Here is a 24,017-nt window from a genome sequence, read left to right as displayed (position 1 = left end):
GGCGGGGGGACGTCCGTCAGCGCTGGACGGGCGTGACGCGGCGGCCGTCCGCGCCGAACAGCAGCATCCGGTCGAGGTTCACCGTCAGCGCCACGTGGTCGCCGCGGTTCGGGCGCTGGCCCGGGTTCGCGCGGAAGATCAGGTCGGAGCGGCGGTGGTGGCCCTCGTGCTCCTCGGCCCGGCCGGGCTCGCCGGACGGGCGGCCGAGCATCTCCCGCAGCCGGTCGCGCAGGCCCGGCTGCGCGGCCGCGGGCGCCGGCGCGGGACGGGGCCGCCCGAACTCGTTCGCGTCCACGGTCGGGATGCCGGCCTGCGCGTAGGCGAGCCACTCGTGGCCGTGGAACTCCAGCGAATGGACCCGCCCGGACAGCACCGTCCCCTGCCGGGCGGGCGAGCCCGGCGCGATCGGGATCAGCGTGTCGGGCCGGATCCCGACGATCACCATCCGGCCGTGATGGCTGATCAGCGAGGACGCGCGCGGGTCGTCCCACGGGATCGTCAGCCGCTGCGGGCCGAGGTCGAGCAGCAGCCCCTCGCCCTCCACCGCCCACAGCGTCGCCTGCAGCAGGTTGATCGGCGGGGAGCTGAGGAACGCCGCGACGAACACCGTCGCCGGGTCCTCGTAGATCTGCTCGGGGGTGCCGACGTCCTCCAGGACGCCGTCGCGCAGCACCGCCATCCGGTCGGCCATCGTCATGGCCTCGATCTGGTCGTGCGTGACGTAGACGGTGGTGGTGCGGCTGGACCGCACCAGCGCGGCGATCTCCACCCGCAGCTCGGTGCGCAGCCCGGCGTCCAGGCTGGACAGCGGCTCGTCCATCAGGAACAGCGACGGCTCGCGGATCAGCGCCCGGCCGATCGCGGCGCGCTGCCGCTGGCCGCCCGACAGCGTGCCCGGCAGCCGGTCGATCATCGTGTTGAGGCCGAGCGCGCGCGCCAGCTCGACGACCTTCGCGGACGCCTCCGCGCGGTCGTCGCCCGACACCTCCAGCGGGAACATCATGTTCCCCTTGACGGTGCGGTGCGGGTAGAGCGCGCCCTCCTGGAACACCATCGCCACGTTCCGGTCGCGCGGCGGCAGGTCGTTGGCGACCGACCCGTTCAGCCACAGGTCGCCGGAGGTGATCTCCTCCAGCCCGGCGATCATCCGCAGGATGGTGGACTTCCCGCACCCGGACGGCCCGAGCAGTACGAACAGCTCGCCGTCGTTGATCCGCAGCCGGACCTTGCGGACGGCGACCTGCCCGCCTGGATAGACCTTCTCGACGCCGTCCAGCACAACATCCGTCATCGGTCCGCCTGGGGGGTGGGGCAAGAACTCGGTGCGCCATCTCATCGCGTCACAATCCGTTTGTCCATAGCTGGCGCAGGGTTACCAGCCGTTAACAAGGCCGGGTCCGGCCACGTCTCCGACCCGCGATACCTGTCGAGTTGTGATGCCTTGGATGTCGCCGGGGCGCCGTAGACTCCTTCGCTGTGGCAGGCCGTATTCGCAATGAGGACATCGCGCTCGTACGCGAGCGGTCGTCCATCGCCGACGTCATCGGCGAGTACCTGCAGCTGCGCAGTGCGGGCGGCGGCAACCTCAAGGGCCTGTGCCCCTTCCACGACGAGAAGTCGCCGTCGTTCAACGTGACCCCCTCGCGCGGGCTGTACTTCTGCTTCGGCTGCGAGGCGGGCGGCGACGTCATCAAGTTCGTCCAGGAGATCGAGCACCTGTCGTTCTCCGAGGCGGTCGAGCGGCTCGCCGCGCAGGTCGGCATCCAGCTCCGCTACGAGGACGGTGGCGGGCGCGGCCCCCGCCAGGACACCGGGCAGCGCGCGCGCCTGCTGGAGGCGCACAAGGCGGCGGCCGAGTTCTATGCCGAGCAGCTCGCCTCGCCCGAGGGCGCGATCGGCCGCACGTTCCTGTCCGAGCGCGGCTTCGAGGCCGCCGACGCGGCGCACTTCGGCGTCGGGTTCGCGCCGCGCGAGTGGGAGGGCCTCGTCCGGCACCTGCGCGGGCGCGGGTTCGCCGACCGCGACATCGTCGCCGGCGGCCTGGCCAAGGAGGGGCGGCGCGGCCCCATGGACCGGTTCCGCGGCCGGCTGATGTGGCCGATCCGCGACCTGTCCGGCGACGTCATCGGGTTCGGCGCGCGCCGCCTCTACGAGGACGACGACGGGCCGAAGTACCTGAACACCCCCGAGTCGCCGCTGTTCCACAAGAGCTCGGTGCTGTACGGGGCGGACCTGGCGAAGAAGGAGATCGCGCGGCGGCGGCAGGCCGTGGTGGTCGAGGGCTACACCGACGTGATGGCCTGCCACCTGTCCGGGGTGCAGACGGCGATCGCCACCTGCGGGACGGCGTTCGGCGACGACCACATCAAGATCCTCCGCCGGCTCCTCATGGACCAGGACGAGTTCCGCGGCGAGGTGATCTTCACCTTCGACGGCGACTCGGCCGGCCAGAAGGCGGCGCTGCGCGCGTTCGCCGACGAGCAGAAGTTCGTCACGCAGACGTTCGTGGCCGTCCAGCCCGACGGCCTGGACCCGTGCGACCTGCGGATCCGGCACGGCGACGCGGCGGTGCGCGACCTGGTGGCGTCGCGGCTGCCGCTGTTCGAGTTCGCGGTGCGCAGCGCGATCCAGCAGCACGACCTGGACACCGCGGAGGGGCGGCTGGCCGCGCTGGACGCGGCGGCGCCCGTCGTCGCGGCCATCAAGGACCGGGCGCTGCGGCAGATGTACGCGGTGAGCCTGGACCGGTGGCTCGGGATCATGGACGAGCAGTTCGTGCTGCGCCGGGTCCGCGAGCTGGCGAACCGGCGGCACGCGCAGGCGCGCAACGGCCGCGGCAACGGGCGCGGCGCCGGCCCGCAGAACGGCGACGGGAACGGCAACGGCAACGGCGGGAACGGGAACGGCGGCGGGAACGGGAACGGGGCCGTGCCGCGGCGGCCGGCCTACGACCCGAACGACCCGGAGGTGCAGCGCGAGCGCGAGCTGCTGAAGCTGGCGGTGCAGCGTCCGGCGATGCTCGGGCCGGTGTTCGACGAGGTCCCGGAGGGTGCGTTCATCGCGCCGCCGCACGCCGCGGTGCGCGCGGTGATCGCGCAGGCGGGCGGCGTGACCGCGGCGGGCAACGCCTCGGAGTGGGCGCTGATGCTGCTGGAGAGGGCGCCGAACGACCAGGTCAAGGACCTGATCACGATGCTCGGAGTCGAGCCGGTACGGTCCGCACAGGAATCGGACGACCGCTATGCCGTGGAACTGCTGGCCCGAATACAGGAACGCCAGCTCACCCGCATGATCGCCGACGTCAAATCTAAACTCCAGCGGCTGAATCCGGTCGAGGACCCCGAACAGTACAACCGGCTCTTCGGCGATCTTGTCGCGCTTGAGCAGCAGAGACGGGTGTTGCGGGAGCGAGGGCTTGGATCCCAGTAGCCGGTATTACCGCGAAATGGGTCCTGTGATCTAGGCCGCATCTGTCGCAGACTGTCTCCGTGGGCCCTTCGGTGCTGCCAAGCGAGGCGCCATCGGTTGATCAGGTGGCGGACCTCGTCGCACGCGGCAGAGAGCGCGGCGGTGTGACCGTCGAAGACGTCGCTGCCGCTCTCGATCGCTCGGACTTGCCGGACGACTCCCTGGAGCGGGTCGTCCGGATGCTCGCAGAGCAGGGGGTAGAGGTCCTCGAATCTCAGCAGGAGACCGAGGACGTCGCGCGAGCGGATGAGGGAGACCTCGGCAAGCGGGCGCCGACGAGCGACCTGGTCCGGATCTATCTGAGAGAGATCGGTCGCGTACCGCTTCTCACGGCAGAAGATGAAGTAGAACTGGCGAAATCGATCGAGGCGGGGCTGTTCGCCGAGGAGAAGATGGCGCGCACGGCCGTCCTCTCCCACGCCGAGCGGATCGACCTCGAACTGCTCTCCCGCGACGGCGTCCGGGCGAAGCAACGGCTGATCGAGGCCAACCTGCGGCTGGTGGTCTCGATCGCGAAACGGTACGTGGGCCGGGGAATGCTGTTCCTCGACCTCATCCAGGAGGGAAATCTCGGACTCATCCGTGCGGTCGAGAAGTTCGACTACACGAAGGGGTTCAAGTTCTCCACCTACGCCACCTGGTGGATCCGGCAGGCGATCACCCGCGCGATCGCCGACCAGGCCAGGACCATCCGGATCCCGGTGCACATGGTGGAGACGATCAACAAACTGGTCCGCGTGCAGCGGCAGATGCACCAGGACCTCGGCCGCGAACCCACCCCCGAGGAGATCGGCCTGGAGATGGGGCTGCCGCCCGTCCGGGTCGTGGAGATCCAGCGGATCGCGCAGGAGCCGGTCTCGCTGCAGTCGCCGATCGGCGAGGAGGACTCCGACCTCGGCGACTTCATCGAGGACGCGGACGCGGTCGTGCCGATCGAGGCCGCCGCGTTCATCCTGCTGCAGGACCAGCTCGAGGACATCCTCGGCACGCTGTCGGAACGGGAGCAGCGCATCATCCAGCTGCGCTTCGGCCTGACCGACGGGCATCCGCGCACGCTGGAGGAGGTCGGCCGGGAGTTCGGCGTGACCAGGGAGCGGATCCGGCAGATCGAGTCCAAGACCCTGGCCAAGCTCCGGCACCCGTCCCGCGCGCAGATGCTGCGGGAGTACCTCGAGTAGCGGCGATCCGACCGCCCGGACCGGGGGATCGGGCGGGGGAGAGCGACAGGGGGCGACCACCCTCCGGGCCCGAGCGGTCCGGAGGGCGGTCGCTCGCCCTGCGCGCCGATCGCTCGCCGTGCGCGGCGCGTCCCGTGGATCCGGTGCTTGACGTCGCATTTCGGGCGGATGGTGGATTACCGTAATGGCCATGCTGATCGTGACGACTGATGGCGTGGCCGGGTACGAGATCCGCAGCGTGCTCGGCGAGGTCCTGGGGACGGCCGTCCAGACCGATCAGGCCGGGATGCAGCAGCCCGGGCACGCGGGGAGCAGCGCGACGTTCCGGGTGACGGGCGACCGCCCGGCGCTCGGGCTCGCGGCCGCGCGCCGCGAGGCGGTGGACCGGCTCGGCGAGGAGGCGCGCCGCAAGGGCGCGAACACCGTGGTGGGGATGCGGTTCGACACCGCGGCGCTGCCCGGCGGGGGCCACGAGGTGTGCGCGTACGGGACGGCCGTGTGGGCGGAGCCCGCCGTGCGCGAGCCGGCGCCGCACCACCAGGCGTCGCAGCACCTCCAGCACTCGCAGCAGGGGCACCTGCCGCCGTACGGCGACCCGCAGTCGGGCCCGCCGATGGCCGCGCGGAACCTGACGATGGGCATCAACGACCGCCCGCGCTGACCGCCCGGACCGTGGGATGCCTCACTGTCGCGGGGGCGACTTGACGTAGTGAGGGCAGGCTTGGCTAATTTAGGTGAGCCTAACCATTGCATCCTGGAGTCCGCCCATGCGTCCTGTCTCCGTGCTCGCCCTCAGCGGCGTGGCCGCCGTGTCGATGTCCCTGCTCTCGGCGTGCGGCGGTGACGGGAAGGCGGACGCCGCCGGAGCCGTGCCGGTGACGGCGTCCAAGGACAAGTGCGAGGTCGGCAAGACCGAGCTGCCCGCCGGCAAGAACTCCTTCAAGGTGACCAACAAGGGCTCCGAGGTCAACGAGTTCGAGGTGCTCAGGCAGGACGGCAGCATCCTCGCCGAGCGGGAGAACATCGGCCCCGGCACCAGCGTGAACTTCGTGGTGAACCTGCCGGAGGGCAAGTACAAGCTGCTGTGCAGCGCCGGGCAGACCGGCAAGGGCCCCTCGCAGGAGGTCACGGTCACCGGCCAGGGCGGCGGCGCCGACCCGCGGCTCACCAAGGCCGCCACCGACTACAAGGCGTACGTCATCGCCCAGCTGGACGACACCATCGCCCAGACCAAGCCGTTCGTGGCGGCGGTGAAGGCCGGCGACGTCGAGAAGGCGAAGAAGCTGTACGCGCCGTCCCGCGTCGGCTGGGAGTCGATCGAGTCCGTCGCGGAGAAGTTCAGCGACATCGACGGCAAGGTCGACACCCGCGAGGCCGACCTCAAGCCGGACGAGAAGCAGGACTGGTCCGGCTGGCACCTGCTGGAGAAGGCGCTGTTCAAGGACGGCTCCGTCAAGGGCAAGGAGAAGTACGGCGACCGGCTCCTCGCGGACCTGGAGACGCTGAAGGGCCGGCTGCCGGGCCTCACCCTCGACCCGGTGAACGACATGGCCGCGGGCGCGAAGGGCCTGCTGGACGAGGTCGCCACCGGCAAGGTCACCGGTGAGGAGGAGACCTACAGCCACACCGACCTCGTCGACTTCAAGGCGAACGTGGACGGCGCGAAGAAGGCCTACGAGCTGCTCAAGCCGGTCGTCCAGGAGAAGGACGCGCAGCTCGCCAAGGACCTCGACGAGAACTTCGACGCCGTCTACGCGCTGCTGAAGAAGCACGAGGAGGGCGACGGCTACGTCTCCTACGACAAGGTCGGCAAGGACGACCGGAAGAAGCTCGCCGACGCGGTGAACGCGCTGGGCGAGCCGCTGTCCAAGCTCGCGGAGGTCGTGGCGAAATGACGCAGTCCCGTCCGTCGGACCCCGGGTCCGCCTCGCCGGACGCGCCGCGCGCCGGGATGTCCCGGCGCCGGATGCTCGGCTTCTCCGGCGCCAGCCTGCTGGTCGGCGCCGCCGCGGGGGCCGGCCTGGACCGGGTCGCCTCCGCCGACACCGGCGGCTCCGGCACGGCGGCCGCCGTCCCGTTCTACGGCGCGCACCAGGCGGGCATCGCCACCGCCGTCCAGGACCGGCTGCACTTCGCCGCGTTCGACGTCACCACCGGCGACCGCGGCAAGCTCGTCCAGATGCTGAAGGACTGGACGAAGGCCGCGGCCGACATGACCGCGGGGCGGGCCATCGGCGAGGGCGCGATCCCGAAGGTCGGGGTGGCGCCGCCGGACGACACCGGCGAGGCCCTCGGGCTGCCCCCATCCCGGCTGACGCTGACGATCGGGTTCGGCCCGACGCTGTTCGAGAAGGACGGCGAGGACCGGTTCGGGATCAAGGCGAGGCGCCCGGCCGCGCTGGTGGACCTGCCGCGCTTCTCCGGCGAGAACCTCGACCCGGACCGCAGCGGCGGCGACATCTGCGTCCAGGCGTGCGCGGACGACCCGCAGGTGGCGGTGCACGCCATCCGCAACCTGGCGCGGATCGGGATGGGCGTCGTCGGCGTCCGCTGGTCGCAGCTCGGGTTCGGCAAGACGTCCTCGACGACCCCCGACGCGCAGACGCCGCGGAACCTGTTCGGCTTCAAGGACGGCACGGACAACATCGGCACCAACGACACGGAGCTGCTCGACAAGCACGTCTGGGCGGGCAAGGGCGACGGCTCGGACTGGATGGCGGGCGGCTCGTACCTGGTGGCGCGCCGCATCCGGATGCACATCGAGACCTGGGACCGGACGTCCCTGCGCGAGCAGGAGGACGTCTTCGGCCGGAGCAAGTCCGAGGGCGCGCCGGTGGGGGAGAAGAAGGAGCGCGACAAGCCCGTCCTGGCGCGGATGAAGCCGGACGCGCACGTCCGGCTGGCGCATCCGGACTCCAACGGCGGCGCGCGGATCCTGCGGCGCGGCTACTCCTTCACCGACGGCTCGGACGGCCTGGGGCGCCTGGAGGCGGGCCTGTTCTTCATCGCGTTCCAGCGCGACCCGCGCACCGGCTTCATCAAGATCCAGGAGTCGCTGGCGTCCGACGCGATGAACGAGTACGTCCAGCACGTCGGATCGGGCATCTTCGCGTGCCCGCCCGGCGTGAAGGAGGGCGGCCACTGGGGCGAGACCCTGTTCGCCTGACGGTTCGCCTAGGGCCCGCTGATGCAGCCACGAGACCCGCTGAGGGCGCCCACGGCTCGCGTGACAGCCCGCCGTGGGCGGCTCTCAGGAGCCGCCTCCGGCGCGCTCCGAGCGGATGCGCGTCACCACGTCGCCGGCGGCCGTCTTGATCGACTCCAGCTCCTGGAGATAGGCCCAGTAGTCCGGGTGCGCGCCGGTGAGCCGCTTCGGCGCGTGCTCCAGCCGTTCCACCAGGGCGTCCAGCGCGCGCGCATGGTGCGGTGCGGCGCCACCGGGCTGCGCCATGGCGAGCCGCTGCGCGTCCCGCACCGCGAACCGGGCGCTCTCGACCGGCTTCTCGGGGTCGGCGGCGACCGCCTCCAGCTCCGTCACCCGCCCGGTGACCTGCCCGGCGCGCCGGTCGGCCCCGTTCAGCTCGGTCCGCGCCGCGGTCAGCGCCTGCTGCGCCCGCTTCCACTCGGTCGCGCGGGAGAAGGCCATCGCCTCGTCCAGCCGCTCGCGCGCCCGCTCGACGCCCGCCTCGATCGCCTCCGGCGCGCCCCGCAGGTCCTGCCAGCAGGCCTGCGAGTAGGCGCGCAGCAGCACCTTCATCGCCTCCCGGACGGGCCCGACGCGGTTCGCGACGACGTCCACGCGGGTGCGGACGGAGGCGAGCGAGTTGCGCACCTTCTCCGCCGTCCTCGGCAGCTCCTCGGCCGCCAGGCGAGCGCTCTCGGCGATCACCCGCACCTCGTCGGCCTTGCGCATCGCCCCGTCCAGCCCGAGCCCGCCGAGCCCCTGGGAGCTCAGCAGCGCGAGGGCCTCCTTCGCCCGCGCCAGCTCCGCCTCGGGGTCGGAGGCGTCCATCCCGGACGCCCGGGCCGCCTGCACGGCGGCCTCGGCGGCGGCGACGGCGTCCCGGGCGGCGGTGAGGCGCGGCGGAAGCTGGTCGAGGGCCGCCTCCAGCCGCGCCATCCGCGGCGCGAGCCGCTCGGCGAACCCGTTCAGGTTCCGGGTGATCTGCTGCAGCCGCTCGGTGGACGCCATGAACGCGCGGCGGGCCGCGTCGTACTCGGCGGGCGACCGCTCCCGGTCGTCGAGATCGTGCGCGTCCAGGACGGAGATGTAGGCCACGGAGGCGGCGTCGGCGGCCTCCGAGAGACCGGCGAACTCCCGCCGGACGGGCGCGGCGGCGCCCGCGTCCAGATCCTCGAACACGGTGACGCGCCCGTCGAGGAACTTCTGCGCCTGGTCCATGTCGTAGAAGGCGGTGGCGGCCGCCTCGCGCGCCTGGATCGCCGCGTCGGCGGCCTGACCGCCCCTGCCGCGCCGCCGCTGGTCGCCCGGTCCCCGCAACGCGGCCTCCCTTCGTCCTCATGCCCAGTCTCGCGCAGTCCAGGAGTTCTCGCGTAATGCGTCCACAACGGATGGAACGGATAGCATCGCTGCTGCGTCGATATAGCGAGACGCCTGCCCGGCGTCCGGTACGTCATGCGATCTTGGAGGAACGCCGTGGGAGTCAGTCTGAGCAAGGGCGGCAACGTCTCGCTCACGAAACAGGCCCCCGGCCTGTCGGCCGTGACGGTGGGCCTCGGCTGGGACCTGCGCACCACGACGGGCACCGACTTCGACCTCGACGCGTCGGCGCTGGTGCTGGACGCCTCCGGCAAGATCCTCACCGACCAGCACTTCGTCTTCTTCAACAACCTGCGGACCCCGGACGGCGGCGTCGAGCACACCGGTGACAACACCACCGGCGCCGGCGAGGGCGACGACGAGCAGATCAACGTGAACTTCGGCGCGCTGCCCGCGGAGGCCGAGCGGGTCGCGTTCGCCGTGTCGATCTACGACGCCGACAGCCGCGGCCAGAACTTCGGCCAGGTCCGCAACGCCTACATCCGGGTCCTCAACCAGGGCGACCGGTCCGAGATGGCCCGCTACGACCTGACCGAGGACGCGTCCATGGAGACCGCGATGGTCTTCGGCGAGCTGTACCGCAACGGGGCCGACTGGAAGTTCCGCGCGGTCGGGCAGGGCTACGCGTCCGGCCTCGCGGGCATCGCGATGGACTTCGGCGTCAACATCTGAACGACCTCTACCCCCGGGAAGGGAGTGGCCCGAACATGGGAGTCTCACTCGCCAAGGGCGGCAACGTCTCGCTGACGAAGGCCGCGCCCAATCTGACCGCCGTCACCGTCGGCCTCGGCTGGGACGTGCGCGCCACCACCGGCGCCGACTTCGACCTGGACGCCTCCGCGCTGATGCTCGGCCCGTCCGGCAAGGTGATCTCCGACCAGCACTTCGTGTTCTTCAACAACCTGAAGAGCCCGGACGGCTCGGTCGAGCACACCGGCGACAACCTGACCGGCGAGGGCGAGGGCGACGACGAGTCGATCAACGTCGACCTGACCGCCGTGCCGCAGGACTGCGACCGGATCGTGTTCCCGGTGTCGATCTACGACGCCGACAACCGGCAGCAGAACTTCGGGCAGGTCCGCAACGCCTTCATCCGGATCGTCAACCGGACCGACGGCAGCGAGCTCGCCCGCTTCGACCTGACCGAGGACGCCTCCACCGAGACCGCCATGGTCTTCGGCGAGCTGTACCGGCACGGCGCCGAATGGAAGTTCCGGGCCGTCGGCCAGGGCTACGCCTCCGGCCTGGCCGGCATCGCCATGGACTTCGGCGTCAACGTCGGCTGACGGCCGCCGCCCCGCAGGACGGCCGGCCGGGCCGGCCGTCCACTCTCAGAGAAATACGCGCATGATTCTTCGCACCTTCGGATGGGCCTTCGGCATCACGGTCCTCGGCCTGCTGGTCGCCGCTCTCTACGACGGCGGGACCGGGCTGGCCCTGGTCGCCGTCCTCGCAGTGCTGGAAATCTCACTGTCGTTCGACAACGCCGTGGTCAACGCCAAGGTGCTGGACCGGATGAGCCCGTTCTGGCAGAAGATCTTCCTGACCGTCGGCATCGCGATCGCGGTGTTCGGCATGCGGCTGGTCTTCCCGCTGCTGATCGTCGGCATCACCGCCAAGCTGAACCCCGTCGAGGCGTTCGACCTGGCGCTGAACGACCCGCACAAGTACCACCACCTGATGAACGACGCGTATCCGATGATCGCGGCGTTCGGCGGGATGTTCCTTCTGATGCTGTTCCTGGACTTCGTGTTCGAGGAGCGGGCCGACAAGTGGCTGCCCTGGCTGGAGGCGCCGCTGCAGCGGATCGGCAAGCTGGACCAGCTCTCGGTGGTCGTCGCGGGCGGGGCGCTGGCGTTCACCGCAGGGCTGTTCGCCGACGAGCCCGGCCAGGTCATGATCGCCGGCGTGCTGGGCATGGTCACCTACATCCTGGTGAACGGGCTCGGCGAGCTGTTCTCCGAGGCGACCGAGGAGGACGACGAGGACGAGGACGGGGACGCCGAGCCCGCCGCGGAGCGGGCGCCGGCCCGGTCCGGGCCGAGCTCGCTGGCGCTGGCCACCGGCAAGGCCGGGTTCTTCCTGTTCCTCTACCTGGAGGTGCTGGACGCCTCGTTCAGCTTCGACGGCGTCATCGGCGCGTTCGCCATCAGCACCGACCCGATCATCATCGCGCTGGGCCTCGGCATCGGCGCCATGTACATCCGGTCGCTGACGGTGTTCCTGGTCCGCAAGGGCACCCTGCACGAGTACATCTACCTGGAGCACGGCGCCCACTGGGCGATCGGCGCGCTCGCGGTGTGCATGCTGGTCAGCATCGGCCGGCACGTCCCCGAGTGGCTCACCGGCGGGATCGGCGCGGGCCTGATCATCGCCGCGTTCATCAGCTCCGTGGTGCGGAACCGGGGCGGCGACGGCGCGTCCGCCGCGGCGGGCGGCGACAAGCCGCTGCACTCCAGCAAGGTCTGATCCGGCCCGCCCGGCCGGGGTCCGACGGGGCGGTGCACCCGCGCACGGTGCACCGTCCGCACCCATACCGTCCGACACCCTGACCGTCCGACACCCTGACCCGTTCACTCCCGGACCGCCCGTACCCTTACGCATCCGCACCCGTACCGTCCGTGCACCCGCACCGGTACCGCCTACACCCGTACCGCCTACACCCCGCGACGACCGCTCATCATCACCAAAGGAGCCGACGATGACGATTTCGCTGCAGAAGGGGCAGAAGGTCTCGCTGGCCAAGCCCGGCGGCGGCACCCTCACCCGGGTCAGGATGGGCCTGGGCTGGGACGCCGTCGCGAAGAAGGGGCTGTTCGGCAAGGGCAAGGCCCAGTCGATCGACCTGGACGCGTCCTGCCTGCTGTTCGACGCGAGCGGCAACCTCGCCGACGCGGTGTGGTTCCGGCAGCTGCGCAGCAAGGACGGGTCCGTCCAGCACACCGGCGACAACCTGACCGGCGCGGGCGAGGGCGACGACGAGGTCGTCAACGTCGACCTGCAGAGCGTCCCGGCCAACGTCACGCAGCTGGTGTTCACGGTGAACTCCTTCACCGGGCAGGACTTCTCGCAGATCGAGAACGCGTTCTGCCGGCTGGTGGACGAGACGACCGGGCAGGAGATCGCGCGGTACGACCTGAGCGGGGCAGGGCAGCACAACGCGCAGATCATGGCGAAGGTGTCGCGGGACGGCGACGGCTGGTCGATGACCGCGATCGGCGCGACCGCGTCGGGCCGCACCTTCCAGCACCTGCTGCCGGCCGTGTCGGTTCATCTGTGATCCGGAAGGCATCTGTGACGTGGGAGGCACCTGTGACGGCGGTGCACCGATGACCGCGGTGCCGCGATGACGCGATGCCCGTGCTGACGCGAGGCCGGCATGCGGCACTTTGATCACATCGACGCCGCCTACCGGAAGCACCTGTTCTACCGGCATCCCCGCCCGTTCGGCCGGCACGACGACCCGGCGGTGCTGGCGGTGGCGCTCGGCGCGACCCTGTACTGCCCCGCCACGCGCCCCGATCTCGCGGGCGACATCGAGAAGGCGGCGCGGCGCGGCGTGATGAGCATGGTCGTGTGCCTGGAGGACGCGATCGGCGACGACGAGGTCCCGGAGGCGGAGGCCAACCTGGTCGCGCAGCTCCGGGACCTGCACGCCCGGCGCGCGGACGACCGGGACGGCCGCGGGGAGCGGGACGGCGGCCGGTCCGTCGACGGCGTGCCGCTGCTGTTCGTGCGGGTCCGCGATCCCCGGCAGATCGGCGACATCGCCGCCCGGCTGGGGCCCGCGGCGGAGCTGGTCAGCGGGTTCGTACTGCCGAAGTTCACGGCGCCGTCCGGTGGAGCGTTCCTCGACGCGCTGGAGGACACGGCGGCCCGCACCGGGCTGCCGCTGCTGGCGATGCCGGTGCTCGAGAGCCCGGAGGCGGTGCACAGCGAGAGCCGCACCGAGGTGCTGCACGACGTGGCGCGGCTGCTGGCCAAGCACCGCGACCGGGTCCTCGCGGTGCGGATCGGCGCCACCGACATGTCGGCGGCGTACGGGCTGCGCCGCCCGCCCGACCTGACGATCTACGACATCCGGCCGGTCGCCGCGGCGATCACCGACATCGTCAACGTGCTCGGCCGCGCGGACGGCAGCGGCTTCGTGGTGACCGGCCCGGTCTGGGAGTACTTCTCGGCGGGGGAGCGGATGTTCAAGCCGCAGCTGCGGCAGTCGCCGTTCGAGGCGCTGCGGGCCGCGCCGCTGCGGCAGCGCCTCATCACCTCCGACCTGGACGGGCTGATCCGCGAAGTGCATCTGGACAAGGCCAACGGCCTGACGGGCAAGACGGTCATCCACCCGACCCACGTGGCGGCCGTGCACGCCCTGTCGGTCGTGACGCACGAGGAGTACTGCGACGCCGCCGACATCCTGGGCTACGCGGGCGGCGGCGCGATGGCCAGTTCGTACGCGAACAAGATGAATGAGGCGAAACCGCATCGCGCCTGGGCGGAACGGCTGATGCTGCGCGCGCGCGTGTTCGGCGTCGCCGCGCGGGACGTGACGTTCGTCGAGCTCCTGGAAGCGGCGGACCGCCGATGACGGAGCGACTTGAGGAGGCGGTGAGGGGCGTCGGCGCTGTGCGGTCCGGGGAACCGGTGTGGCCGGGGGTGTGGGTGACGTCGCGGCTCGGCGTGCGGCTGGTCGACGGCGACCGTCCGGTGGGGGCCGGGCTGGCGTCGATGGTGGGGCTCGCCGTCCGCCGTAACCCGAGGCGCGCGCATCTGCTGGTCTCGGCGGTGCTCGGCAAGCACGTCCCGACCGATCCCCGGCTGGTGTACGGATCGGGGCTGCTGCTGGGCGAGCTCGTGCGCGCGCGCCTGCGCGACGAAGCGACGTCCGTTCCGTCCGGTCCGCTCAAGGACGCCTTGGCGGGCGCGCCGGGCGCCGCGGCGGCGTTGCGCGACGCGTTGCGGGAACCGCGCCCGCCTGTGGACGCCATAGTCCTCGGCTATGCGGAGACCGCGACCGCCCTGGGGCATTCGGTGGCCGACGCCCTGGGCGGCGCCTACTACCTGCACTCCACGCGCCGTCCGGTGCCGGGCTTCGCCGCGTACGGCGGGTTCGAGGAGGAGCACAGCCACGCGACGAGCCATCTGCTGCTGCCGTCCGACCCGGTGGCGCTCGACCGGGATGTCCCGCTCGTGCTGGTGGACGACGAGCTTTCCACAGGCCAGACGGTCCTGAACACGATCTCCACGCTGCACGCGCTGCGTCCACGGAGGCACTACGTCCTGGCGGCGCTGGTCGACCTGCGCGGCGCGTCCGACCGCGCGCGCGTGGACGAGCTCGCCGCGCGGCTGGGCACGCGTATCGACGCCGTCTCCCTGGCCGCAGGACGGGTGGAACTGCCGGACGACGTCCTAGAGAGGGGCACGCGGATCGTCTCCGAGCTGTCCGCCGACTCCACGCCGGCCGGTGGGGCTGCGGCGTCGGGTGGGGGCGCGGCGTCGGGTGGGGGCGCGGCGCTCGGTGTCGCGCGCGTGCGGCTCGACTGGCCGCACGGCGTGCCCGACGGCGGCCGCCACGGGTTCCTGCCCGACCATCGCACGGCGCTGGAGAAGGACCTCCCGCGCCTGGCCGACGCCGTGGCCGCGGAACTCGGGGACGGCGCGTCCCGCGTGCTCGTGCTCGGGTTCGAGGAGCTGATGTACGCGCCGCTGCGGCTGGCGGAGGCGCTCGCCGACGCGTCCCCGGGCCTGGACGTCCGGTACTCCACGACGACCCGCTCGCCCGTCCTGGCCGTGGACGACCCGGGGTACGCGATCCGCACCCGGCTCGCGTTCCCGGCGCACGACGACCCGGCGGACGGCCCGGGGGAGCGGTACGCCTACAACGTCGCTCCCGCCACGGGCAGCCCGCCGTTCGACCGCATCGTGTTCGTGGTGGACGACGTAGGCGACACCCAGGCGCTCGCCAGTGGGCTGGTGGCGCGCCTGCGCGCGCTCGCGCCGGTGGTGGTCGTGACCGTGCCGTCCCATAGGGGTGACAAGTGAGGCCGCTGTACGGGCCGGACTTCGGCAGCTACCGGGCCGAGGACGTCGCGTGGCTGCTGAAGGACCTGTCGGGCGCGCGGCTAGAGGCGCCCACGGAGGACCGCGAGGCCGCGATCCAGGCGGGCCGCGCCCACTACGCCGAGTCGCTGCCCGTCGAGTACCAGCCGGGTCCCGAGTACCGGCGGCTGTTCGAGGAGGCGCTGGAGGCGTCCGCGGAACGGCTCGCCTACGCGACCGGACTTGTCGCCGAGCAGATCATCGCCGAGCGCGGCCCGGACGCCGTCGTGGTGTCGCTCGCGCGCGCGGGCACCCCCATCGGGATCCTGGTGCGGCGCTGGGCACGGTTCGCGCACGGGCTGGACCTGCCGCACTACGCGATCAGCATCGTCCGGGGCCGGGGCATCGACACCGTCGCGCTGCGGTACCTCGCCGCGCAGCACGACCCGTCCGCGGTCATGTTCGTGGACGGCTGGACGGGCAAGGGCGCCATCACGCGCGAGCTGACCGCCGCGCTCGCCGGGACCGGGTTCCCCGCCGACCTCGCCGTCCTCGCCGATCCCGGCCGCTGCACCCCGCTGTACGGCACCCGCGACGACTTCCTGATCCCGTCCGCGTGCCTGAACTCGACCGTGTCCGGGCTGGTCAGCCGGACCGTCCTGAACGCCGAGCTGATCGGCCCCGGCGACTTCCACGGCGCTAAGTTCTACGCCGAGCTGGCCGCCGACGACGTGTCCGCGCTGTTCCTCGACACCGTCTGCGCGCGCTTCGCGGACGTGGCGGAGCGGGTCGCGAAGGACGCGCCGGACCTGCGGGCGTCCGACCGCGAACCCGACTGGTCGGGATGGGAGGCGGTCCGCGGCGTCGCCGCCGAGCACGGCATCGACGACCTCAACCTGGTCAAGCCGGGCATCGGGGAGACGACGCGGGTGCTGCTGCGCCGCGTCCCATGGAAGGTCCTCGCGCGCGCGGACGCGGGCCCCGAACTGGCGCACATCAGGCTCCTGGCAAGCGAACGCGGCGTACCCGTCGTGGACGTCGAGCCGGACGCGTTCCCCTACGCGTGCATGGGGCTCATCCACCCGCGCTTCGGCAAGGGGACCGTCCAGTGACCGTGCTGGTGTGCTCGGACCTGGACCGTACGCTCATCTACTCGCAGGCCGCGTTCGCGCTGGACGGCCCGGACGAGGCCATGCCGCGCCTGGTCTGCGTCGAGTTCTACCAGGGCGCTCCCCTCTCCTACATGACGGAGGCGGCCGCCCGCACACTGGAGACCCTCGCCGCGTCCGCCGTGTTCGTCCCCACAACGACGCGGACACCCGAGCAGTACCGGCGCGTCCACCTGCTGGAGAAACCACCCGCGTACGCGATCTGCGCGAACGGCGGCCACCTCCTCGTGGACGGCGAGGACGACCCGTCATGGTCGGCGTCCGTGCGGGCCCGCATCGCGGACGGATGCGCGCCGCTCGCCGAGATCCAGGACCGCCTCGTCCGGACCGGCGGGGAGTTCGTGCTGAAACGGCGTACCGCGTCCGACCTGTTCGCCTACACGGTCGTCGACCGCGCGGCCCTCCCGCCCGGCTGGGTCGACGACCTCGCCGGCTGGTGCGCCGAACGCGGCTGGCGGACGTCCCTGCAGGGCCGCAAGGTCTACTGCCTGCCCGCCTGCCTCACCAAGGCCGCCGCGGCGGCCGAGGTCGCCCGCCGCACCGGCGCGTCCGCGATGCTCGCCGCCGGCGACTCGCTGCTGGACGCCGAACTCCTCGAAGCCGCCCGCGCGTCGATCCGCCCCGCGCACGGCGAACTCCACGACGCCGGCTGGACCTCCCCGGCCACGGCCGTCACCGCGTCCCGCGGCGTCGCCGCCGGCCAGGAGATCACGGACTGGCTGCTGCACCGGGTGGAAAATCACCGCTGACCGGACCCGGCCGTCGACAAACGACGCCGCCCGGGGGCTCGCCGGGGCCGCGATCGCGGGTCACAATCACACTAGGACCCCGCTCCCGCCGTCGCGAGGAGGTACCCCTGAGCGCATGAGCTCCCGTCTCACCGGCGACGAGACCGCCCTGTGGAAGGCCGCGGCCCGCGTCCTCGACGCGAACTGGACCGGGACCGCGACCGCCGCGTCGCCCGGCCTCTACCCCCACCAGTGGAGCTGGGACTCCGCCTTCATCAGCCTCGGCCTGGCCCGGCACCGCCCCGAGCGCGCCGAGACCGAGCTGCTGTCGCTCTTCCGCGGCCAGTGGGCCGACGGCATGCTCCCGCACATCGTGTTCAACACGACCCTCGCCCGGCACGCCTTCTTCCCCGGCCCCGAGCTGTGGCGCAGCACCGAGCAGCGCGCGGCGCCCCGCGGCGTCCAGACCTCCGGGCTCACCCAGCCGCCCGTGCACGCCCTCGTCGCCCTCCGCCTGCACGAATGCGCCCCCGACGGGGAGAGCAGCCGCGGCTTCCTCACCCGCCTCTACCCGATGCTCGCCGCGCAGCACCGCTACCTCACCACCGCCCGCGACCTCGGCTCCAGCGGCCTCATCGCCATCTGCCACCCCTGGGAGTCCGGCCTCGACAACAGCCCCGCCTGGGACCGTCCCCTCGGCGCCCTCCAGCTCCCGCCCAGCGCCTACGCGCCCGCCCACCGCTCCCGCGCCCTGCCCACCGGCGAGGACTACGACCGCTACGTCCGGCTCGTCGCCCTCATGCGCGAGGCCGGCTACCGGCCCGACTACCTGCGCGAATCCCACCCGTTCGCGGTCGAGGACCCGCTCGTCAACGCCACCTTCCTCGCCTCCGCGCACGCCCTCGCCGAGGTCGCCCGCATCGTCGGCGCCGACCCCGCCCCGCACCTGGAGGCCGCGCAGCGCGTCCACGCCGCCCTCCTCGACCGCCTCTGGGACGCCGACACCGGCTGCTTCCGCGCCCGCGACCTGCGCGACGACCGGCTCCTGCCCGTCATCACCGCCGGCTCCTTCGGCCCCCTCCTCGACCCCGAGCTGCCCGCCGCGCACGTCCGCAACCTCGTCGACCTGCTGCTGTCCGCCCGGTTCGCGGGCGCCGCCGGATACCCCGTCCCCACCTGCGACATCCAGGCGCCCGCCTTCGACCGCGGCGGCTACTGGCGCGGCCCCACCTGGGTCAGCACGAACTGGCTGATCTGGTACGGCGCCCTCGCCCACGGCCTCCCCGTCGTCGCCGACCTGCTGTACGGCTCCACGATGCGGCTCGTCCGCCAGTCCGGGTTCCGCGAGTTCTTCGACCCCTTCGACGGCACCGGACGCGGCAGCCACGACTACTCCTGGTCCGCCGCTCTCGTCCTCGACCTGCTCGGGGCCCGCCGCGCCCCGCAGGCCGCCTGATCGCCTACCGTGGGGGCATGCGCCTACTCCGGGGCCACCTGCCCTCCGCGGTCCGCGACGCGCTCACGATCGAACGCGGCGAGCGCGTCCTCGCGTCCGCCCCCACCCGCGGCGGCTCCCACGTGGTCGCCACCACCGCCGCCCTGCACGTCCCGGCCCCGTCCGGCGGCTTCGTCCGCATCCCGTGGGAGCGCGTCGACCAGGCCACCTGGAAGGACGGCTGGCTGCACGTCGAGGAGACCTCCGGCGGCGCGGAGCACCACGTCCGCCTCACCGAGCCCGGCTCCGTCCCCGAGACCGTCCGGGAACGCGTCACCGCCACCATCGCGGTGACCCACCAAGCGCACCTCCCCGGGGGCGGGAAGGTGCGCATAGCGGGCCGGCGCCCCGCCACCGGCGGGGACGTGCGCTGGACGTTCGTCTTCGACGCGGGCCTCGACCCCGACGACCCGGGCCTGCGCGCCCAGGCCGAGCAGGTCCTCGAGGCCCTGCGCCGCCAGACGGGCCTCTAGCCCGGATAGACCTTCGGCTCGTCCTCGGCCTGGTGCCGGCCGGACTTCTGCTGCGGCACCTTCTCCTTCGCGGTCGAGGCCATCTCGCCGGCCTTCTCCCGCGCCGCACCGGCGAACTCGCCGCCCTTGGCGCGCAGCATGCCCGCGGCCTCCTGCACGTTGGGGTTCTCCGACACCTGCCGCGAGAGGCGCTTGATCTGCTCGTAGCGTTCCCGTCCGGCCTTCGTCCCGAGGACGTAGCCGATCGCGGCGCCTGCCATGAACATCATGCGCGACTTCATGTTCAACTCCCTTTGGGGGCCGATCGTCCACACTCCATACCCGAGAACGCCGCCCCCACCCGCGACGCGTGCGCGAACAGCCCCGCACATGCGCTAACCTAGACGCGCTGGCAGGGGCCGAGGCCCCGCCGGACGCACGATCCCGCGTAGCTCAATCGGCAGAGCAGCCGGCTGTTAACCGGCAGGTTATTGGTTCGAGTCCAATCGCGGGAGCTTCCCTATGGGTGCATAATCGCAGGTCAGGGCCCGGTTCGGATCAACGAACCGGGCCCTGATGCTTTGTGCCTGACCTACTGCCTGACTACCGATCGCTGATCATGCCCGGGAAGATGCGATCCATCTCCGTGGCCCCGTCCTCCAGGACCGGCCGAAGCTCGTGCCGGTAGACGGTTTCCGTCACGCGGGTGCTGCCGCAACTCCCGCGGTCTCCAGGCGTCCGGCTTCAGGCCGGCGCGGGCCGCCACCCTCCGGAAGCCTCGTAGGACGCTCATGTGGTCCCGCTCGCCGCCGTCCGCGGCCGGGAAGACGTAGCGGTCACGGGGAGCGGGAAGGCGCCGCCAGCGTCCATTCAGCAACGAGAGCACGATGTAGGCGTTCATGTCGCCTTACCGCTCGCTTCGGCGGCTTCCAGCAGCGCCACGGCCTGGTTGAACGACAGCGATTTCGAGCGGCGCCCGCCCTTCCCGCGAGGGACCTCGCAGAGCAGGACGACGTCCCTCTTGACCTTGTCGCGGGCCTGAGCTCGCGCTACGGCCCTCCTGAGGATCGAATGCATGTCCCGCAGCATCTTGGTGCTGTGGGTCCGCCACATCCTGCGCCTGCCCAAACACTGGCCTTGGACCAGCATCATCACCCACGCACTTGCCTGCCTTGCGGCACTGCCCAACCCCGGATGACCAGCACCAACACGGCCCGGCAACCCAGGAAGGAGACCACAAGGGCCCGTGGAACCCCGCCCACCCGGAGCGACATCCGGGCCACCGCCCTGATCAGCCGGCAGGAAACACACGCTGGTCAGGCCGCTACGCGGCCTGACCAGCAACACGCAAGATCGAGGCTAACGAGAGACGCGCCGAGGTGGGACAGACTGCCGAGGAGGCCGTCCGCGCCGACTACGTGGAGGTCAACGCACGGTGAACTCCTCGCCGGGGCGGCCTGGCCGTACAGAACGGAGCCGCGCTCACGCCCCGTCTTTGGGCCATAAAGGCGGGGGTTTTCTGCTTTTCAGAGGTCGGGGTCGCGCATCCGGCTGTATTGGAACCGACAACTGCTGCATATAGGGGGATTCGTGGCTTACTCCTGAAATCTGACGGTTTCGGCGCAGAATCCACGAGACCATATATATGCCCACAAAGAAAGTCGCCGAGAACAGGGCGACGATGACCGGGAAAAGTTGATCGTATGGCTTCTCGGCATGTGGGTCGCATGCGCACGAAAGGTGTGGGTCTCGGATGTCGTATACGATCTGGATCTGGTCCCCGACATGCAGGTGCGATGCGTCGGGATTCGGTGGGTCTGCGAGGTCCGAGCTAGAGTAGATCGTTCCCGAGACTGTGAAAGTGTAGTACACCGTGTTGTGATCGTTGGGAGCCGTACGCGTTACGGTTGCCCTTGCGTGGACCCCCCTTTTATCGAGCACGGCGTAGAGGTGGTGGTTACTGTGGTCGACAGTGGATATAACCACATAGAAAAACGCACCAACAATGAGCCATATAGATCCGAAGGCGATCGCCACCTTCAGACGGCCGAATACCGACCCGGGGGCAGAGGGTGCAACCCGAGCAGGTGGTCCAATCGGGACCTGCGGAGACGTCACATCTGGATCGTACCTAGATCGTCTGTCGCGTCGTATCGGGGGTGATGAGGAACACGGCCGAGCACGCCGAGGTGGACGGCTCCGGACTTGCGCGGGACCGCCGGCTTGGATGTCGGCGGCCGCGTCTCCGTATGCCTCGCCGATCAGCAAGTGGACGGCGTCGGGCTGGTCCTTGAGCTTGCCAATCTCGGCCTGGGCGCGCGCTTGGTCTAGCTCGGCGTGGAGCCGGTCGTATGCAAGTCGGCTGGGAGTATCGGCGCCGCGGAGCGTGGCCATGATGCGGGTCACGTGCATCTGGGCGTCCTCGCGTACGATCCCGCCATTGACCTGGACCATGTCCCTGAAGGCTTCGTCGGCGGCCTCCCTGCGAACGGTCGGCTCGGCGTTGCGGTGCCGGGTCGCGGCCGCGCTCTGCGACGAGCTGCTGAGCGACCGCCGCGGCGAAGCGGCGGAACTGGCCCTCAATGTGGCGGGCGTCTCCACGAGGGACCGGCCGCCGTCGGGGCCGAGCGCCTTCTTGCGGCCCGCCCAGAGCATTTCGGCGAAGCGGTCCACGCTCGGCGCCGAGCCGACGGCCAGCCGCTCTGGACCTTCGCGTACACCGCGGCGACGGCCGGGCGGACGTGTTCGACGAGGACGCCGTCGCCCGCAGCCGGCTTCATTGGCACGCCCTGGAGAGCGGCGCCCTTCGCCTTCAGCGCGTCGGCGGCGACCTGGACGAGGCCGTCGGCGGCTGCCCGTACAGCGGCTGCAACTCGGCCGGGTAGTGAGCGTGTTCGGCGACCCCGTCCTCCAGGCGGCCTTTCTTCGCGATGGCGCGGACGGCGGCGGCGACGCGCGATGGCGGAGGCGCGACTTCGAGCAGCAGGTGGGTGACGGGCTCGATGCCCGCCCTCGGGCCGCGGGTATCCGGCCTTCCCTCCTCCAGCGCCCACGAAAGACCAAGGCTAGCGAGGTGTGCTTTTCCGTTGGCGATTGCAGAAAATTATGTACCCGCCGATAATACTTCTGCCCAGCTCGGTATCTTTTTATGGCTTTCGGAAGTTCTTCGCGATAGACGTGTCTCAATGGGCCTTTTTCGGCAGCGGTGCTGTGCCTGCTGATCACATGATGGTCGCGGTCGGTGTGGCTGCCCCGGAACGTCAAGGAACCCCTGGTAGGACGGTTGATCTCTCACCATCCCTCGTCCGCACCAGGGGCTCCGCATGCTTTTGTATCGTGCTTCGCTGCCGTTGTCATGCCAGACCCTGACTGACGCCACCGGCGTCGTCGGTCGGCACCGCAAGGAGATCGGCAGCAAGCGCCGGGCGCTGCCACCCGGCCTGCAGGCGTTGATGACCCTGGTCCACCTGTGCAAAGCGAGACCTTTGCCGAACTGGGTGCGGGCTTCACCGTCTCCACCAGCACTGCGTGGCGCTATGTCAATGAGACCGCCGACGCGCTGGCCGCCCGGTCACCCAAACTCGGTGCCGCCCTGGCCGAAGCGGTCAGGGACGGACTGCCGTACCTGGTCCTGGACGGCACTTTGATCGCGATCGACCGGGTCACCGCCGACCGGCCGTACTACTCGGGCAAGCACCGCTGCCACGGCATGAACCTCCAGGTGATCGCCGCTCCAGACGGTGCTCTGCTGTGGGTGTCGGGACCGCTGCGCGGCTCGGTCCACGACCTGGCGGCCGCCCGGATCCGGGGCGCCGTCCGGGCACTGGCGGCCACCGGACTGGTGGTGCTCGCCGACAAGGCGTATCAGGGCGCCGGCGCGTACGTCCTCACGCCCTACAAGGGACGCGACAAGCCCGAAGCGCAGGAGGCGAACCGTGCACACGCCAAGCTGCACACGCCAAGCCGCGCGGGCCAGGCGAACGAGCGAACGCCCAGCTCAAGTCATGGCGAATCCTGCGGAAGCTGCGCTGCCGCCCCTATCGTGCCGGTCGTATCGCCAAGGCCATCCACACCCTGCAACTCCGCGATGACCACAACACGCTGAAAAAGGCTCAATGTACTCCGCATCCCAATCCGTCAATTCATCGTTGTAGTTCGCGTACCCCGAATTGTGGAAGCCAGTGCTAGAAGTGCCGCAACTGGAATGCAGGCCATGTTGGCTCTTGTTAGATCGATATTACCTCATGTGAATATGCTAACCAGAATAGCGGCGGGAAGTATGGCGGCCGTTATCGTCCAGATCGATAGGAAAACGAAGCGCGCCGGCCTTGCCCTGTGAATCGCCTGCTTTATTTCGACTGCCTTTCGGTTGTTTCTAGAAGTTTCTCTGCGGCGTCGTCTTCGCGAACGTTCGGGACCGTAGACAACTTGACTCCTGTGATTGTCGAAAAGCTTGGTGGATCAACGGTATGATGGTGTGTGGCCGCGACGAGGGGAGTCCAGTCAGTTGGCCCATGGTGGCCCGCGGTCAAGAGATCAGGGCTGGCCCGCGCGGGGGGCGAGCCCCTCTCCGCCGTCTCTGGGCGGAAATAAGAAAAGCCCTGGTAATCATGAAGATGACCAGGGCTCTCTGGTGCTTACGTGGCATCTTGCTGCCTATGCTCGGCTGGCTTCCGTGTTCGCTCCCGGGCGAGCTGCATGCCTGACGAACTGCTTGACGACCGGTGCGACTTGGCACGGACCTCTGCGGGCTCCCAGGAACGGCTTGACGTCGGGGCGAACGACGCCGCCGCATGCTGAGGCGCGACCCTAGTGTTTCGCTCGAATAGTTTCTTTTCGTTTGATTTTGGCGATGATCTCGTCGGCGTCTTTGGTCCAGGAGAATGGTTCGCAGCGGTCGTTCCAGCCGTCGATGAAGGTGCCGATCGTG

The 24,017-nt window shown here is 70.7% G+C and carries 22 protein-coding genes, 1 tRNA gene and 1 pseudogene; 19 read left to right on the top strand and 5 right to left on the bottom strand.

The window, feature by feature from the left end; genetic code table 11:
• Positions 1-16 precede the first annotated feature (16 nt).
• Positions 17-1,291: an ABC transporter ATP-binding protein gene (locus amrb99_RS43675; protein WP_190867775.1), complete on the bottom strand. Its 1,275-nt coding sequence runs from the start codon at positions 1,289-1,291 to the stop codon at positions 17-19.
• Positions 1,292-1,476: 185 nt separating this feature from the next.
• Here amrb99_RS43675 and dnaG point away from each other — a divergent pair, with 185 nt between their 5' ends.
• From dnaG to efeB, 5 genes are all read left to right on the top strand, one after another.
• A complete protein-coding gene (gene dnaG / locus amrb99_RS43670) occupies positions 1,477-3,429 on the top strand; it encodes a DNA primase (RefSeq protein ID WP_190867773.1) in 1,953 nt (650 codons plus the stop codon).
• A 71-nt stretch (positions 3,430-3,500) separates the two neighbouring features.
• A complete protein-coding gene (gene rpoD, locus amrb99_RS43665; RefSeq protein ID WP_208270801.1) occupies positions 3,501-4,646 on the top strand; it encodes an RNA polymerase sigma factor RpoD in 1,146 nt (381 codons plus the stop codon).
• Positions 4,647-4,836: 190 nt separating this feature from the next.
• Positions 4,837-5,307 carry a heavy metal-binding domain-containing protein gene (locus amrb99_RS43660; RefSeq protein ID WP_190867768.1) on the top strand — a complete coding sequence of 157 codons (471 nt, stop codon included), beginning with the start codon at positions 4,837-4,839 and terminating at the stop codon, positions 5,305-5,307.
• Between the two features lie 106 nt (positions 5,308-5,413).
• Positions 5,414-6,541 (top strand): iron uptake system protein EfeO, encoded by a 1,128-nt coding sequence (gene efeO / locus amrb99_RS43655; RefSeq protein ID WP_190867766.1) that lies wholly within the window; start codon positions 5,414-5,416, stop codon positions 6,539-6,541.
• A complete protein-coding gene (efeB, locus tag amrb99_RS43650) occupies positions 6,538-7,812 on the top strand; it encodes an iron uptake transporter deferrochelatase/peroxidase subunit (RefSeq protein WP_190867763.1) in 1,275 nt (424 codons plus the stop codon). Before efeO ends, efeB begins: the two co-directional genes overlap by 4 nt.
• Before the next feature lie 84 nt (positions 7,813-7,896).
• On the opposite strand, the gene amrb99_RS43645 is transcribed toward efeB, so the two are convergent.
• Entirely contained in the window at positions 7,897-9,147 is a 1,251-nt protein-coding gene (locus amrb99_RS43645) for a molecular chaperone DnaJ (RefSeq protein WP_190867761.1), read from the bottom strand.
• 156 nt (positions 9,148-9,303) lie between these two features.
• Between amrb99_RS43645 and amrb99_RS43640 the strand changes: the two genes are divergently transcribed.
• The 10 genes from amrb99_RS43640 (at position 9,304) to amrb99_RS43595 (ending at position 19,108) form a co-directional block, all read left to right on the top strand.
• Positions 9,304-9,879, top strand: coding sequence for a TerD family protein (locus amrb99_RS43640; RefSeq protein ID WP_190867759.1), 576 nt, complete (start codon positions 9,304-9,306; stop codon positions 9,877-9,879).
• A gap of 35 nt (positions 9,880-9,914) precedes the next feature.
• Positions 9,915-10,493, top strand: a complete 579-nt coding sequence (locus amrb99_RS43635; protein ID WP_190867757.1) for a TerD family protein — start codon at positions 9,915-9,917, stop codon at positions 10,491-10,493.
• 61 nt (positions 10,494-10,554) lie between these two features.
• Positions 10,555-11,676, top strand: coding sequence for a DUF475 domain-containing protein (locus amrb99_RS43630; RefSeq protein ID WP_190867755.1), 1,122 nt, complete (start codon positions 10,555-10,557; stop codon positions 11,674-11,676).
• A 232-nt stretch (positions 11,677-11,908) separates the two neighbouring features.
• Positions 11,909-12,487: a TerD family protein gene (locus amrb99_RS43625; protein ID WP_190867753.1), complete on the top strand. Its 579-nt coding sequence runs from the start codon at positions 11,909-11,911 to the stop codon at positions 12,485-12,487.
• A gap of 99 nt (positions 12,488-12,586) precedes the next feature.
• Complete coding sequence (locus amrb99_RS43620) at positions 12,587-13,792, top strand: HpcH/HpaI aldolase/citrate lyase family protein (protein ID WP_190867751.1); 1,206 nt, start codon at positions 12,587-12,589, stop codon at positions 13,790-13,792.
• The gene (locus amrb99_RS43615) at positions 13,789-15,246 is read left to right on the top strand and encodes a phosphoribosyltransferase family protein (protein WP_190867748.1); all 1,458 of its coding nucleotides are present in this window, start codon (positions 13,789-13,791) and stop codon (positions 15,244-15,246) included. The genes amrb99_RS43620 and amrb99_RS43615 overlap by 4 nt, the downstream gene beginning before the upstream one ends.
• Positions 15,243-16,355, top strand: coding sequence for a cysteine protease StiP domain-containing protein (locus amrb99_RS43610; protein WP_190867746.1), 1,113 nt, complete (start codon positions 15,243-15,245; stop codon positions 16,353-16,355). Before amrb99_RS43615 ends, amrb99_RS43610 begins: the two co-directional genes overlap by 4 nt.
• The gene (locus amrb99_RS43605; protein WP_190867744.1) at positions 16,352-17,161 is read left to right on the top strand and encodes an HAD family hydrolase; all 810 of its coding nucleotides are present in this window, start codon (positions 16,352-16,354) and stop codon (positions 17,159-17,161) included. The genes amrb99_RS43610 and amrb99_RS43605 overlap by 4 nt, the downstream gene beginning before the upstream one ends.
• Before the next feature lie 115 nt (positions 17,162-17,276).
• Entirely contained in the window at positions 17,277-18,596 is a 1,320-nt protein-coding gene (locus amrb99_RS43600; RefSeq protein WP_190867742.1) for a hypothetical protein, read from the top strand.
• Positions 18,597-18,613: 17 nt separating this feature from the next.
• On the top strand, positions 18,614-19,108 hold the full coding sequence (locus tag amrb99_RS43595) for a hypothetical protein (protein ID WP_190867740.1): 495 nt from the start codon (positions 18,614-18,616) through the stop codon (positions 19,106-19,108).
• On the opposite strand, the gene amrb99_RS43590 is transcribed toward amrb99_RS43595, so the two are convergent.
• Positions 19,105-19,389, bottom strand: a complete 285-nt coding sequence (locus tag amrb99_RS43590) for a YtxH domain-containing protein (RefSeq protein WP_190867738.1) — start codon at positions 19,387-19,389, stop codon at positions 19,105-19,107. The two genes, amrb99_RS43595 and amrb99_RS43590, sit on opposite strands and share 4 nt — an antisense overlap.
• Before the next feature lie 140 nt (positions 19,390-19,529).
• Here amrb99_RS43590 and amrb99_RS43585 point away from each other — a divergent pair.
• Positions 19,530-19,602, top strand: a tRNA-Asn gene (locus tag amrb99_RS43585).
• Between the two features lie 382 nt (positions 19,603-19,984).
• On the opposite strand, the gene amrb99_RS43580 is transcribed toward amrb99_RS43585, so the two are convergent.
• Entirely contained in the window at positions 19,985-20,164 is a 180-nt protein-coding gene (locus amrb99_RS43580) for a hypothetical protein (protein WP_190867735.1), read from the bottom strand.
• Here amrb99_RS43580 and amrb99_RS52850 point away from each other — a divergent pair.
• Complete coding sequence (locus amrb99_RS52850) at positions 20,163-20,285, top strand: hypothetical protein (protein WP_277820220.1); 123 nt, start codon at positions 20,163-20,165, stop codon at positions 20,283-20,285. The genes amrb99_RS43580 and amrb99_RS52850 overlap by 2 nt on opposite strands.
• Before the next feature lie 284 nt (positions 20,286-20,569).
• Here the strand turns inward: amrb99_RS52850 and amrb99_RS43575 are convergent, their stop codons facing one another.
• Entirely contained in the window at positions 20,570-21,760 is a 1,191-nt protein-coding gene (locus tag amrb99_RS43575) for a DUF3592 domain-containing protein (protein ID WP_190867732.1), read from the bottom strand.
• A gap of 68 nt (positions 21,761-21,828) precedes the next feature.
• Between amrb99_RS43575 and amrb99_RS43570 the strand changes: the two genes are divergently transcribed.
• Together amrb99_RS43570 and amrb99_RS43565 are read left to right on the top strand one after the other, a co-directional pair.
• Entirely contained in the window at positions 21,829-21,972 is a 144-nt protein-coding gene (locus amrb99_RS43570) for a hypothetical protein (RefSeq protein ID WP_190867730.1), read from the top strand.
• Positions 21,973-22,410: 438 nt separating this feature from the next.
• A pseudogene (locus amrb99_RS43565) lies at positions 22,411-23,167 on the top strand (transposase family protein); the annotation flags it as partial.
• Positions 23,168-24,017: the final 850 nt, after the last annotated feature.

This window comes from Actinomadura sp. RB99 (assembly GCF_014706005.1).
Lineage (GTDB): Bacteria > Actinomycetota > Actinomycetes > Streptosporangiales > Streptosporangiaceae > Spirillospora.
This window is presented reverse-complemented; position numbering and strand designations above follow the sequence as displayed.